Annotated in this window: 11 protein-coding genes; 9 read left to right on the top strand and 2 right to left on the bottom strand. The window is 50.5% G+C overall.

Translation table 11 applies throughout. The features are described 5' to 3' along the window. Positions 1-353: 353 nt before the first annotated feature. Together FYJ64_RS10225 and FYJ64_RS10220 are read left to right on the top strand one after the other, a co-directional pair. Complete coding sequence (locus tag FYJ64_RS10225; protein ID WP_154575033.1) at positions 354-1,883, top strand: alanine/glycine:cation symporter family protein; 1,530 nt, start codon at positions 354-356, stop codon at positions 1,881-1,883. Between the two features lie 251 nt (positions 1,884-2,134). Further along, positions 2,135-3,430 (top strand): Ldh family oxidoreductase, encoded by a 1,296-nt coding sequence (locus tag FYJ64_RS10220; protein ID WP_268891421.1) that lies wholly within the window; start codon positions 2,135-2,137, stop codon positions 3,428-3,430. A 27-nt stretch (positions 3,431-3,457) separates the two neighbouring features. On the opposite strand, the gene FYJ64_RS10215 is transcribed toward FYJ64_RS10220, so the two are convergent. Beyond that, entirely contained in the window at positions 3,458-6,064 is a 2,607-nt protein-coding gene (locus tag FYJ64_RS10215) for a cation-translocating P-type ATPase (RefSeq protein WP_154575032.1), read from the bottom strand. A 353-nt stretch (positions 6,065-6,417) separates the two neighbouring features. On the opposite strand from FYJ64_RS10215, the gene FYJ64_RS10210 reads away from it, so the two are divergent. The 5 genes from FYJ64_RS10210 to FYJ64_RS10185 all read left to right on the top strand — a co-directional run bounded on the left by FYJ64_RS10210 (position 6,418) and on the right by FYJ64_RS10185 (position 11,214). After that, positions 6,418-6,576 (top strand): hypothetical protein, encoded by a 159-nt coding sequence (locus FYJ64_RS10210; protein WP_154575031.1) that lies wholly within the window; start codon positions 6,418-6,420, stop codon positions 6,574-6,576. A 151-nt stretch (positions 6,577-6,727) separates the two neighbouring features. Next, a complete protein-coding gene (locus FYJ64_RS11905; RefSeq protein ID WP_235897171.1) occupies positions 6,728-7,024 on the top strand; it encodes a type 1 glutamine amidotransferase family protein in 297 nt (98 codons plus the stop codon). Positions 7,025-7,114: 90 nt separating this feature from the next. Next, entirely contained in the window at positions 7,115-9,328 is a 2,214-nt protein-coding gene (locus FYJ64_RS10195) for a metallophosphoesterase (protein WP_206045643.1), read from the top strand. A gap of 53 nt (positions 9,329-9,381) precedes the next feature. Continuing rightward, positions 9,382-10,488 (top strand): YibE/F family protein, encoded by a 1,107-nt coding sequence (locus tag FYJ64_RS10190; protein ID WP_206045642.1) that lies wholly within the window; start codon positions 9,382-9,384, stop codon positions 10,486-10,488. A gap of 297 nt (positions 10,489-10,785) precedes the next feature. Continuing rightward, the gene (locus tag FYJ64_RS10185; protein WP_154575028.1) at positions 10,786-11,214 is read left to right on the top strand and encodes an Hsp20/alpha crystallin family protein; all 429 of its coding nucleotides are present in this window, start codon (positions 10,786-10,788) and stop codon (positions 11,212-11,214) included. Between the two features lie 92 nt (positions 11,215-11,306). On the opposite strand, the gene FYJ64_RS10180 is transcribed toward FYJ64_RS10185, so the two are convergent. Continuing rightward, positions 11,307-11,933 carry a LysE/ArgO family amino acid transporter gene (locus FYJ64_RS10180; protein ID WP_154575027.1) on the bottom strand — a complete coding sequence of 209 codons (627 nt, stop codon included), beginning with the start codon at positions 11,931-11,933 and terminating at the stop codon, positions 11,307-11,309. Between the two features lie 117 nt (positions 11,934-12,050). Between FYJ64_RS10180 and FYJ64_RS10175 the strand changes: the two genes are divergently transcribed. After that, on the top strand, positions 12,051-12,389 hold the full coding sequence (locus tag FYJ64_RS10175) for a winged helix-turn-helix transcriptional regulator (RefSeq protein ID WP_075712331.1): 339 nt from the start codon (positions 12,051-12,053) through the stop codon (positions 12,387-12,389). Between the two features lie 325 nt (positions 12,390-12,714). Next, the gene (iorA, locus tag FYJ64_RS10170) at positions 12,715-14,496 is read left to right on the top strand and encodes an indolepyruvate ferredoxin oxidoreductase subunit alpha (RefSeq protein WP_154575026.1); all 1,782 of its coding nucleotides are present in this window, start codon (positions 12,715-12,717) and stop codon (positions 14,494-14,496) included. Positions 14,497-14,502: the final 6 nt, after the last annotated feature.

The following is a 14,502-nucleotide window of genomic DNA, read 5'->3' as shown; positions in this document are numbered from 1 at the left end:
AAAACAGTTTCTCTTCACGACTGTTGCAGTCAATTCAGTCAGGCAGCGTCGGGAGATCGGATATTCTGAAGTTCAGCCTATCACGTCAACGAAAATATTATGTAAATAATTTATTAAATTATTATAAATTCCATGGGAGAGTAGTTGTATGGTGGCTACAGCCTCGCGCGCTCGTGGGAATCCGCCGCTGCGGCGGTTCTGCAATTGGTTGAATCGTGGTTTTTTTCCGAAATATCTCGCATGTACTCGATTTTTTTTGAGTTTTTTTGAATTGAACATCTATTATATAACACAGAGTTATTATTTGCCGTATGGCGGTGAGTCTTTTTCGCAATAATTGAAAGGAGTTTTTTATGTTAGACAGCTTAGCAAGTACATTGAACGGCTTTCTGTGGGCTCCGGCACTTGTCTACCTCGCTCTGGGCGTAGGAATTTTCCTGTCGATCGGGATGAAGTTCCCTCAGTTCAGGCTGATCAAGGATATGGTGCATCAGCTCGTAAGAGGAGGATCCAGTGAGAACGGAGTTTCCTCTTTCCAGGGATTTGCTATGGCACTGGGTGGCAGAGTCGGAACCGGAAACATCGCCGGTGTGGCGAGCGCTATCGGAACCGGGGGTCCGGGTGCGGTGTTCTGGATGTGGATAATCGCGCTGGTAAGTGCAGGATCTGCGTTTTCTGAGTCTGCACTTGCGCAGGTGTACAAAAGAAAGGTACTGAATCAGTACAGAGGCGGCCCGGCTTACTACATCGAAAAAGGACTGAAGGCGAAGCCGCTGGCGATCATCTTTGCCTGCGCGACGATCCTGGCGATGACCATCACAGGCCCGACCGTTCAGGCAAACGCGATTTCCACCGCATTCAAAGGCCTGAACCTCAATATCAATCCGCTGGTTGTCGGCATAGTGATCTTCGTACTGTTCCTGCTGGTTACCATCGGCGGACTGAAGAGAATCGGCTCCTTCGCATCGTATGTCGTGCCAATCATGGCGATTGTATACATCGTACTCGCGATCATTATTCTGGTTGCGAACGCAAAACAGATCGGACCGATGTTTGCTCTGATTTTCCGTTCCGCGTTCAATCAGGAGGCTTTGTTCGGAGGAATCTTTGGACAGTGCGTCATGATGGGCGTTAAGAGAGGAATCTACTCCAACGAAGCAGGTTGGGGTTCCGGAGCACACGCTGCTGCTACGGCAGAGGTTTCCCATCCGGCTAAGCAGGGTTTGGCACAGGCGTTTTCCGTTTACGTTGATACACTGATGGTCTGCACCGCAACTGCGCTGATGATTTTGTCCACCGGATGCTACAACGTTCTGGCGCTGGATGGAAAGAGCTTCATCGTCGAAAATCTTCCCGGCGTAGAAGCAGGCCCCGGTTATGTTCAGAGAGCGATTGATACCCTGATTCCGGGATTCGGAGCACCGTTCATCACCATTGCAATCTTCTTCTTCGCGTTCACAACGCTGCTGTCTTTCGCAGTCTATGCGGATGCGAACATCCAGTATATTATGAATGCGGTTTCCGACAAGGCGAAGAAATACGCATATTTCATCGGCGTTATCATCATTGCGACTCTGTCGCTGTTCGCATCCATGAAGGATATGACTACAGCATGGAACTACGCGGATGTCGGCGTCGGAATCATGTGCTGGCTCAACCTGCCGGTGCTGGCGCTGATGGCGCCCAAGTCCTTCAGGCTCCTTAAGGATTACGAGTATCAGAAACATCTTGGTCTGGATCCGGTATTTATTCCGGAGGATATCGGCTTTGACAACTGCGAACTCTGGGATGAGATCGTAGAGGAGAAGTATTCCGATCTGAAAGCGGCCAAGAAAGCGGCGGAATCCAAAACCGGAGTTACTGAGGCCGAGGCGATTAAATAATCATCGGAGACTTGAAGAACCGCAGGTGCGGCTTCAGATTGCGTGATTACGACAGTTACAAAAAACATTCCCGCGTTCGTAACGGATGCGGGAATGTTCGTCTTTTGATCTCGAAGCGGTTCCCGGCAGGTTCTCTTCTTTTTGTTTTCCCGGTGTTTTTCTCCACAGGATCGGTTGAAAATACGAGGGATATGGATTAAACTTTACTACAGACTACAAAGTTTTTGACGAGGAAATTGCAGACATACAGCATGAAAAAGGAATTGACATTAAAGGCTGTTGATCTGACCGAGAGGGTTCTGAGGGATTTTCATCAGAAAGCAGCTGAATCACGTTTTCCGTTCGGCTTCCCACTGAAATTCGTAGAAAATAGAATTAATGAAAAACAGGAGTATGAAAGAGTTATGGCAATTCAGTTTGATGAAAACGGAGTAATTGATAATGAGACGCGTCCCTTTGTTCCATGGGAGACAGCCGGCGGATTCATGACGGATGTTTTCCGGGCAGTGGGCGTACCGGAGGAGGATGCTGAAATTTGTACGGACGTTCTGCTTGAGAGCGACCGCAGAGGAGTTGAAAGCCATGGATGCAATCGGTTCAAGCCGATTTACATCGACCGGATCGACGCCGGAATTCTTCGTCCGGTCACAGAACTCGAGATTCTGAAGGATACGCCGACGACGGTGGTGGCGGACGCACATGACGGAATGGGCATGGTGGCGTCCCGCAGGGTTATGGAGATGCTGCTGGAAAAAGCTTCGCGGTATGGACTGGCGATGGGAGCGATACGCAATTCTTCGCACTACGGAATTGCCGGGTACTGGACAACCATGGCGACCGACCGTGGGATGATCGGGATTTCCGGAACTAATGCGCGCCCGTCTATCGCCCCCACCTTCGGCGTGGACAATATGATGGGAACTAATCCGCTGACTTTCTCACTTCCCACCGACGAAGGATTTCCGTTTATTCTGGATTGTGCGACCTCCATCACCCAAAGAGGAAAGATTGAATTTTTCGCAAGGAACGGCCGGGACACTCCGGCAGGCATGGTGGTCGGAAGGGACGGACGCGCCATGACCGACAGTGAAGCGATCCTGAAGGCGCTGACGGAGGGAGAGGCGTCTCTTGCTCCTCTGGGAGGAATCGGCGAGGAACTGGCGGGCTACAAAGGATATGGCTACGCCGCTGTTGTGGAAATTCTCAGTGCGGCACTGGCAGACGGACTGTTCATGAAGGACCTGACCGACAAAAATACGGACGGCTCTCGGCGCCCCTATCATCTCGGACACTTTTTCCTGGTTATTAATCCGGAGTTTTTCAGCGGTGAGGACGTCTTCCGGAAGAAAACCGGAGATATTCTGCGAGCACTTCGCTCCTCCGCCAAAGCTCCGGGAGCAGTCCGCATATTCACGCCGGGCGAGAAGGCACATCTGATCCGCGAATACCGGAAAAACAGGGGCGTTCCGGTAGGGAAATCACTGCAGAAAGAATTCAGGGAGCTTCGTGACCGGTTCAGTCTCCCGTATCAATTTCCGTTTGAATGAGAACACAGCCTGACCGGGTTTTGGAATTTATTGTTTCCGGTACTCCTGAACTACCTTGACAGTCTGGATGACTACGGTAGGAAGAAAGGCCAGGGCGTAAATCATGCCGTACTGACATGCGGTGAGATCCGCGATCATGAACAGCGGACGCAGGAACGGCACGAACAGAACCAGGTTCAGGAGGAGCAGCCCCAGGAAGAACGCACCGATGGTATATTTGTTGCTGGTCAGCCTGAGCCGGAAAATCGAGTGTCTGCTGCGGCAGTTGAAGCCGTGGAACAGACGTGCTATCGTCAGTGTGGAGAAGGCCATTGTCATGCCGGTCATGTGGCTGACCTGCATCCCCAGATGGAATGCGGTCATCGTTACGATGGCGATCAGAGCGCCCTGGAAGAAGATCCTGTGCAGAAAGTCTTTTGTCATAATTCCCTGGTTCGGGTCACGCGGCTTATCATTCAGCAGATCTTTTTCGGGGTTTTCCATGCCGATTGCCAGAGCCGGAAGTGAATCTGTCAGCAGATTGATGAACAGCAGATGCACTGCGGCAAAGGGAACCGGAAGAGCGGCCAGGGAAGCGTAAAGTACCGCAAAGATTCCGGCCATGTTTCCGGAAAGCAGAAATTCGATGGAATTTTTGATATTGCGGAATACATTCCTGCCATTGGCAACAGCTTTGATGATTGTCGCAAAATTATCGTCTGTCAGAATCATGGCGGCGGCGTCTTTGGACACTTCTGTTCCGGTGATTCCCATGGCGACGCCGATATCGGCCTTCTTAAGCGCGGGCGCATCGTTGACTCCGTCGCCGGTCATCGCGGTGATGTGTCCTTTATTCTGCCACGCATCAACGATCCTGATTTTGTTTTCCGGGGAAACGCGGGCGTAGACAGAAATTTTCTCCACCTTCTCATTCAGCTCATCCTCTGACATCGCATCCAGCTCCAGGCCGGTTACGGCGAGATCGCCCTCCTCAAAGATCCCGATTTTCTTCGCGATGGCAGTAGCGGTGATTTTGTGGTCACCGGTAATCATGACCGGGCGGATTCCGGCGCGTTTTGCCTCTGCAACGGCTTCCATGGATTCCTCCCGAGGAGGATCCATCATGGAAATCAGTCCGATGAATGTATAGTCGTGTTCGTCCTCCGGCCCGATTTCGCGGTCGGCAGGAGCGTCTTTGTAGGCAAAGGCCAGAACTCGCAGTCCGTCCTGCGAGAACTGCATGTTGGCCTGTACGATCCGATTTCTGTCTGCGTCGGTGATGGAGCGGATTCCGTCTGATGTCAGCAGTCTTCCGGAGCGATTCAGCAGGACGTCCGGAGCGCCTTTGGTGAGCAGAAGCTCCTTTCCGTCAATTTCATACCGGGTGGTCATCAGTTTACGGTCAGAATCGAAGGGGATTTCCTCCAGACGGCTCAGCTGCGCGCGGATATTCTGATGAGGAACATTTATTTTTTCGGCCATTTCCAGCAGACAGAATTCGGTTGGGTCGCCGATTGTCTGCCCGTCGCGCAGGGAAGAATCATTGGTCAGAATGGCGTTGTACAGGAGCATCCGGTGAATCGGATCGTCCAGCGTAAGCTTGGAGGAGGGAATAACGTGCTCATCAATGTAGACATCCTGAACGGTCATTTTGTTCTGTGTCAGTGTTCCTGTTTTGTCGGAGCAGATTACTGAGACGCTTCCCAGACTTTCAACAGCCTTGAGCTCTTTGATGATGGCGTGTTCCCGAACCATCTTTTGTGTTCCCATCGCCTGAACGATTGTGACGATGGAACTGAGGGCCTCTGGGATTGCGGCGACAGCCAGTGCCACAGCGAACAGCAGGGAATCAAGAATGGAGAGTCCGCCGCGGAAAAGCCCCAGAAGGAATACGATGGCGCAGATCATCATGATGACGACGGCCAGACGGCTGCTGAACTGATCAAGGCTTCGCTGAAGAGGTGTCTTCTTCTCTTTGGTGGCGTTCATCATGGAAGCGATCCGGCCGATTTCCGTGTCCATTCCGGTGGCGGTTACGGCGATTACAGCACGGCCGTAGGTGACCAGAGAGCCGGAATATACCATGTTGACGCGGTCACCGAGAGGGACCTGCCCGTCGATCACACCGGAGCTTTTGTCTACATTGGTGGATTCTCCTGTCAGGGAGCTTTCGTTTACCTGAAGTGAAAAGCTGTCAATGACGCGTCCGTCCGCAACCACCATATCGCCTGCCTCCAGAACAACGATGTCGCCCGGCACAACCTGTGTGGAATTGATTTCCTGCGTCACGCCGCCGCGGATGACCTTGGCACTCGGAGAAGCCAGAGACTTCAGGGAGTCCAGAGATTTTTCAGCTTTCCTGTTCTGTACGGTGCCGAGTACCGCGTTGATGATCAGTACTGCGAAGATCACCAGTGTGCTCTCTGCATTGCCGGAGATCATGGAAATGACCGCCGCGATGATGAGAATGATGACCATCAGATCCCGGAACTGTTCTGCAAACATCTGCAATACGGTTTTCCGCTTCCCCGCCTGCAGCGCGTTCGGCCCGTGTTTTTCCAGCAATTCAGATGCCTGAGAACTGCTCCATCCGGCCTGGGTCTGTCCTACCCGTTTCAATACCTCCGAGACTGTCTGCTGATAATATTCCTTCATGTTTGTTTCCTTTCCCGCCTTGCCGCAATTGGCGCCGGCGGCTGATAAAAAACGAGACTCTTCATCCGGCTTCCGTGTTCGGAACCGGCATGAAAAGTCTCGTCACCATATCGAATCAATGGCTACAGTACCAGGTATGTTACCGCGATTGTTGATACTGTATTCTGACTACTCCCTCTTCTGTGCGCAGTGCACAAGCTTTCGTTTCCGAAATTATACATACAGACGGGGGAGATTGTCAAGAGAAAGATAAAAAAAGATTGCTGCAGTCTGTTGCGATGTTTTTCAAAGTCTGATTGCAAAAAACCGCAATATCATATATAATCATGGTGCAGGAAGGGAGCGAACCGCGAATGAGCAATAAACCTAAAAATTATCGTAATCCGGAGAAGAAGCCGGTTTACGCAGAAAAAAAGAGCAATGGAAAAAGTCTGGCGCTGAAGATTTTTATTGTTGGACTTTGTGTCGTCATGGCAATCATGTTTTCAATACCGGCACTGCTTTTCAACTGAAACTGTATATGAAATCGATAAAAAGCCCGCAGGCGTTGTTCTGCGGGCTTTTCTACTCTAAAAAATAAAAGCTTTTGCATCTTTTGGAAAGAACAGTTTTTCCGTATATTAAATGGTGCCTGCTCATTAAGCCCTTGCCGGGACTTAATGGATGCTGAAAGGCAGAGTGATTATGGATGTTACCAATGCCGAACAGGCTAGAATCGCAGAAGCGGCTGCTGCAAGAGACGGGAATGCTCGAACCGATCAGAGCGTTTATTCAGGGAGGAATGCCGGTTCTGGGGACTTGTGCAGGGATGATCCTGCTGTGCAGACTCTTGCGGAGGTGAACGGGCACATCGTTGCGGCGGAATACAAGAATCAGCTTGCCCTCGCATTTCATCCGGAGGTGTCAGGCGATAAAAGACTTCATGAATACTTTCTGAGAGAGTTCTTTGTTTACAAATAATTAACGCTGACAAGCATGCGGTTCTTACAGACATATGATATTCTCTCTGTATCAGATCTGAAGTTGACAGAAGTAAAGGATGGTAAAGAGATGGTTAAATTACGAGGTTTGTACAAAATTTCTGCCCTCGCACTTTCCGTCATGATCGTGGCGGGAACGGGAAACCTGGCGCAAATGACGAATTCAGACGTATATGCGGGAACTGCGTCGGGTACGGCGACGACAGACAGGGTAGTGAGCACTGACGGGACAACTTGGCGCTATCTTGACAATAACACTAAACCTGAGGCCGGCTGGAACAGCGATGCAGATTTCGATGATTCCGCCTGGTCTTCCGGGAAGGGAAGCTTTGGAGCGAAGAACGGTCAGAAAGCCGATCTGGGCAGCGGTTTCGTTCCGAATGTGCTTCTGAATCAGTACATCAGTGGAACTTCAAACGACGTGCCGGTCTATTATCTGAGAACAAAATTTGATATCGATGATGTTGATGTCAGTCAGATAAAGGAAATCACAGGAACTGTTTTATATGATGACGCAGCGATTGTAACGATCAACGGAAAGAAGATAGCCGGATTCGATGACAGCTCGTTCGATGAGAACGGTTACGGAGGCTCCAACGCCGGAGAACCGAAGACCGGCACAGTTTCAGCGGTCAGCGACGGTATAGACATCAGCAGTCTGAACCTGAAGGCGAAAGATAATGTTCTGGCAGTGGAATTGCACCAGGGAAGAGCGAGCAGCTCGGATATCTATGTTGATCTTCAGGATCTTACAGTGAGCACGGTTCTTCCGCAGAAAGAAGTTCGCGACGTGTCTTTGCAGATCGGGACGGATGAAACAAAGAGAAATCTGAGTTGGCTGGGAGAATCCGGAAAAGCGTCTTATGTGCAGGTGGCGGTCAAACCGTCCGGATGGAAAAATGGCGATGAGTTCCCGGAAACTTCCGCCAGAAAATGCAGAGCCGATCAGGTAAAGAGCGGACTCGGCGGATTCTATTCCAACAAAGCAGTGCTGAAGAATCTGGATGAATTCACAACATATATTTATAGAGTAGGAAATGATGACGGATGGTCGGATACTTATACCTTTGCAACGCAGGATCTGGGAGAAAAGGATTCTTTCAGTTTTCTGTTTGCCGGAGATCCGCAGATCGGTGCCAGCCATAATGCAGAAAATGACACAAAGGGCTGGGTCAATACACTGGATTTCGCAACGGAGAAGTTTCCGCAGACAAGTTTCATTCTTAGTGCCGGGGATCAGATTAACGATAAAGGCGCTTCAGAAGAATCTCAGTATCAGGGATTCTTTACGCCGGACGAGCTGCAGTCCTATGCACTGGCGCTGAATGAAGGAAATCATGATTCCGGAAGCACACTGTACACAGCGCATGGAAATATTCCTAACGTATCTTTCCTGGGACGTGTGGACAGCTCCGGCAAAGCAAGCGGAGACTACTGGTATATGTATAACGGGGTTCTGTTTATGAATCTCAACTCCAATAACAGAAGCACCAGTGAGCACAGAGCATTTATGAAACAGGCGCTGCAGGCAAATCCGGACGCTCAGTGGAAAATAGTCAGTTTCCATCATTCCATTTACAGTGCAGCGAGTCATGCAACAGACGATGACATTCTGGAACGCAGATCAGAGCTCCCCCGGATTTTCTCCGATCTGGACATCGACGCTGTACTGATGGGGCATGATCACTGCTATACCAGAACCTATCTGATGGACGCAAATGATCCGCAGACTTCGGACAGCACCTCCGTTATGGATCCGAAAGACGGGCAGGTATTCTATCTTACTGCCAATTCTGCATCCGGAAGTAAGTATTACAAATACAACAATGATTCTTTAACAGATTTCATTGCGATGAAGGATCAGAGTAATCGACCGAACATTACCAATGTCGAAGTGACACGGACGAGCCTGACCTTTACGACATATTTTACGGATACGAAAGAAATGCCGGTTCTGGATTCCTTCAAGATCTCGCGTACAGATACGGAGCAAAAACCGGAGCAGGTAAAAATCAGCAAAGGAAAAATCAAGAAAGCTAAAGCGGGAAAGAAAAAGATTTCTGTCAGTTACAGTAAGCTTGCGAAGGGTGTAAAGTACCAGATCAGTTACAGAAAGGCCGGAAGCTCCAAGTGGAAGAGCATTAGGAGCACCCGGACCTATAAAACGATCAAAAACTTGAAATCCGGCAGCAGATACAAGGTTAGGGTCAGAGGCTATAAGACAGTGAACGGTAAAACCTACTATGGGAAATGGTCTGAAAGCAAGACTGTAAAAGTCAGATAGAGCTGATGAAAAAAAGATGTAACAAAATACAAGATCTGATAACTGCAGGGGCAATGACAGTCATTGTCCTTGCTGTGCTGATCTGGAATCACGCAAATCCGGTCGACAGCAGGATCTATGAGTCTGATTCACTCAATTATTATAAGGGATATGTAACCAGAGTCGCTGAGGAATCGCTGACCGGCAGAGACAATGAGGGAGCACGCAGACTGGGATACCAGAAGCTGGAGGTTCACATTGATCAGGGACCGCTGAAGGGCAGAAAACTCATGATAGACAATGATGTCACTAACACGCATCATATTATCTGCAGCAAGGGAACCCGTGTGATCGTCAAGGTTGACAGTTCCCCGGGAGTGAAGCCGTTCTACAATATATATAACTATGACCGTACTCTGGGAAGAATTCTTCTTTTGGGAGTATTTGCAGCGCTGCTGATTGTTGTCGCAGGGCACAAAGGACTGCGTTCGCTGCTCGGTCTTGCTTCCGCGATGGTTATGATTCTGGGATTTCTGCTGCCGGCACTGTTTCACGGGTATTCGCCTGCGGTGGTGACATTCATCACGGCAACGGTGATTATCGTCAGCGCCATGACGCTGCTGAACGGCTGGAGTCGGAAAACATGGGTCGCAGTTGCGGCAACGGTTCTCGGTATGGCTGTGGCATCAGCCGTATATGTGGTTTTCTCAGGAATCATGTATGTAAACGGATATAATCTGGAGGCGGCGGAGGAACTGATCCTGATCCGACAGAAATCGGGTCTTAGCGTATCCGGTCTGCTCTTTGTCAGCATTGCGGTGTCAAGTCTCGGTGCATTGATAGACATAGCGATGTCGGTGGTTTCGGCCCTGTTTGAGATATGGGAACAGAAACCGGATATCAGAAGCAATGAGTTGTTTCGTTCGGGGATGAATATCGGGAGAGATCTGGCCGGCGCGAATTGTCAGACGCTGATTCTGGCGTTTACAGGCTCCGTGATAACAACTTTGATGGTGATAATTTCCTATGGCTATCAGTTTAACCAACTGATAAACGCGGATTTCATAAGCATTGAACTGCTCGGAGGGATGACCGCGGCGATAGCGGTGATTCTGACAGTGCCGTTTTCCGCGTTTTTGACGGCGTTAGCGGTGCGATGGAGCCGCAGGTTTTTCGGATAAAGTTCTCTGAAGCCCTGCGGCAGGCCACCGAATATACTCTCTGCATGATTGATATTTCAAGCATATCCGATGGCCGGGCACGCATTAAATACCGAAAAAAGCAAAAGAAAAATTTTTTAAAAAAATTAGCACTCACCTATTGACAGTGCTAACAAAATGAGTATAATGATACTTGTAAGGAGGAACGAAGGAAACAGAAAGAGATAGGGAGACAGAGATTAACAGAGATCGGGAGAGCCTGATCAGAACAGACAGACAAACAGGCAGAGATGCCGATATTAAAAGGAGGTATTTACTATGTTGTTACCGAGCATTTTTGGAGACAGATTTTTCAACGATGATTTTATGGATTTCCCGCCGTTCCGTGGAAACCGTGTAGAAAACACTTTGATGAAGAGCGACGTGAAAGACGCCGGAGACCATTATGAACTGCATATGGATCTGCCGGGATTTGACAAGGACAATGTTAAAATCCAACTGAATGACGGCGTTCTGCAGGTAGAGGCAACCACGTCCACAAACAATGACGAGAAGGGCGAGGATGGTTCCTACATCAGAAGAGAAAGATTCCAGGGAACCTGCACCAGGAGCTTCTATGTCGGCGATGATGTCAGACAGGAGGATATTAAGGCCAGATTCGACCAGGGCGTTCTGAAAATCGATGTGCCGAAGGCAGAGGCCAAACCGGAGATCGAGCAGAATAAATACATTGCAATCGAAGGATAATTTTCCCATACAGAAAAGGGGGTCACGCATAGCGCGCGGCCTCCTTTTCTGTATGTACGCCGGACAGGGCGTGAGTTTAAAGAGCGAAGCCCTTATCCGAACATCACAGCGGCCAGTCGTACAAAGCTGACCAGCAGTTTTGCTCCGTAGGCCATGATGATCGCGCCGCAGATGATGTTGATGGCGCGGAAGACTTTGTTGTTGATGCGGGACTGGAGCAGCGAAACAACCGTCGGCATCACCACCCACCAGGACAGGGAGGCGAGACAGACAGCTATGATGAACCGTGCGCCGTCTGCGCCGTTCAGAGAGGTGCGGAAGGCGCCCAGCATCATGCTTCCGTCGATCCATGCCTGCGGATTGGCCCAGGTCACGAAACAGGCGGTAGTGAATACCTTCGCAGCAGAAAGCTCAGATTTACCCTCATCGCCCTCGAGGGTACTTTTGTCCCGAAAAATCGAGAATCCGATCCACATGACCACCAGCGAACCGGCGCCGAGAACCGCCAGCTGCAGCCAACGAGAGGACTGCATGATCCCACCCACTCCGTAGAAGCATGCCAGCGCGCAGACGATGTCGCAGAAGAAGACGCAGAATGTCGTCAGCCAGATACGGCTGCGCCGCTGTGTCAGCGCCGTATTGATGACGAAGATGTTCTGTGTTCCGATGGGCATTACATAGGCAAGTCCAAGCGTGTATCCCTGAATAAATGCGCTCATATTTTCTCCTAAGTAGTAATTTAGCACTTGATTTCTTTTTGCTATTTATATAATATGGCAGCAGGAGAGAAAACGCAATAACGCATTTTTTTGTTACCTGGTAAGGAGGAGATGACCATGATTGAAACGCATTACAATTGCCCGTGTCTGGAAACCTGCCCCCTGAGCCGCTCCATGGATCTGATCGGAGGAAAATGGAAGATGCAGATCATCTGCACTCTGAACAACGGCGGACCGACTCGCTACAATGAACTGAAGCGCCGCATGGATGGCGTGTCGAACACAGTGCTCGCCAGAGCGCTGCGGGAACTGGAGTCGGTAGGGCTTGTGGAACGCAGAGAATACATGGAGGTGCCGGTGCGCGTGGAATACAGCACTACCGAAGCCTGCGACGCACTGATTCCGATTCTCGACCAGCTGTCGGAGTGGTATGAAGCGTATGAGGCGGAACGGTAATTCCGTATGCGGACGGGGAATCGAAAAAAGCCGGTCGTTTTCACACAGATTTTTTTGTGACAAAGGCAACAGGAACTATATTTTGTGATATTATAATAGAGTCTGTTCATTAAGCTTCCGTTGGACTTAATGAGCGCTTACGGCAGTTTTTCTGCACTGACGCGGCAGGTACCGCATAAACAGGGCGTGTGACAGATGGCTGTCAGCGTCGCCGGTCACAGAAGGCGGAGAATTATCTGTATCGGTCGCAGGAGGGAAATCCGTCTGCGAGGAGTGGTAAAATCGGGAAAGAACATCTTTAATATAGCAGGAGGAAAAGACAAGGATGAAGAAACTGTTAACAGGCGATGAGGCTATCGCGAGAGGAGCATATGAGGCGGGCGTAAGACACGCGTCAGCCTATCCGGGGACTCCCAGCACGGAGATTCTGGAAAATATCGCGAAATATGATGAGATCTATGCGGAGTGGGCGCCCAATGAGAAGGTGGCGATGGAATCCGCGATCGGAGCCTCCATGGCGGGAGTCCGGAGCATGGCGTCCATGAAGCATGTGGGAGTCAATGTGGCGGCTGACCCGCTGATGACGTTTGCTTATATGGGTGTCAACGGAGGAGCGGTGATCGTGACGGCGGATGAGCCGGGAATGTTTTCATCCCAGAATGAACAGGATAACCGCAACTATGCGAAAATGGGGAAGATCCCGATGCTGGAGCCGGCGGACAGCCAGGAGTGTCTGGATATGATGAAGGCGGCGTTCGAGTTGTCGGAAACCTATAATGTGATTTTCATGATCCGCATGGTAACTCGGGTCTGTCACTCCAAATCCCTGGTGGAATGCGGCGAACGACAGGAAGTGCCGGTGAAGGAATGGAAACCGGATCCGATGAAATACGTGGCGCTGCCGGCGCACTCCAGGATCCTGCGGGTGCAGATTGAGGAGAGGATGAAGAAACTTGCGGAGTACAGTGAACGCTCATCCTTCAACCACGCGGAGATCAATGGAACAAAGACCGGCGTGATTGCCTCCGGCGTCAGCTATTATTACGCCAGAGAGGTGTTCGGTGAAGAGGCATCCTACCTGAAACTGGGATTTACCAATCCTCTGCCGGAGAAGATGATCCGGGAATTCTGTGAGAAAATGGACCGGGTGTACATCGTGGAGGAAGATGATCCGTACATTGAAGAATTCTGCCAGAGACTGGGATTTGAGGTGCACGGAAAAGATACTTTCCCGCCTTACGGGGAGATGACGCCAGATGTACTGCGGAAGAGCCTGACCGGGAGCACGCTGCCGGAGGTGGAATACGACCGGAGCAAGGTGATCCGGAGACCGCCGTCCCTCTGTGCGGGATGCCCCCACAGAGGACTGTTCTACCGCCTGGGAAAGAGAAAGGATATAATGATCAGCGGAGATATCGGATGCTACACGCTGGCAGCGGGAGCACCGTATAACGCGATGAATTCCACAGTGTGCATGGGAGCATCTATCTCGGTGGGCCACGGAGCACAGCAGGCGTTCAACCGCGCAGGGGTGAAACGCAAGGTAGTGACGGTGCTGGGAGATTCCACCTTTTTCCATACGGGAGTGGAATCCCTGATCAACACGGTATACAACAAAAGTGATACAGTCAATATCATTCTGGACAACCGGATTACGGGAATGACAGGACACCAGCAGAATCCGGGTTCGGGATTCACCGTGAAGATGGAGCCTGCACCGATTATCGATATAGAAGAGCTGGTGAAGGCACTCGGAATCCGTCATGTGAAGGTGATCGACCCCAACGACCTTGCGGCGGTAGACGCGGCGCTGGATGAATTTCTGCCGCTGAAGGAGCCGTCAGTGATCATCACGCGCTGGCCCTGTGTACTGAAGAAATTCTCTGAAGCGGATCTGGAGGAATTCGACGGTCTGTTCAGCACGAAGGACACGGTAGATCCGGAGAAATGCATCGGATGCCGCGCCTGCATGGGTACAGGATGTCCTGCGCTGATCTTTGAGAAGGAAGAGAAGAAGGTGCGCATCAACAGAGCGGATTGCGTGGGCTGTGACGTCTGCATGCAGGTATGTCCTGTGGACGCTATCACAAAGGAAACAGGGAGGTAAGGAGAG

The organism is Hornefia butyriciproducens (genome assembly GCF_009695915.1).
Lineage (GTDB): Bacteria > Bacillota > Clostridia > Peptostreptococcales > Anaerovoracaceae > Aminicella > Aminicella butyriciproducens.
Note: the sequence above shows the minus strand (reverse complement) of the source record. Positions and strands in the feature narration are given on the sequence as shown.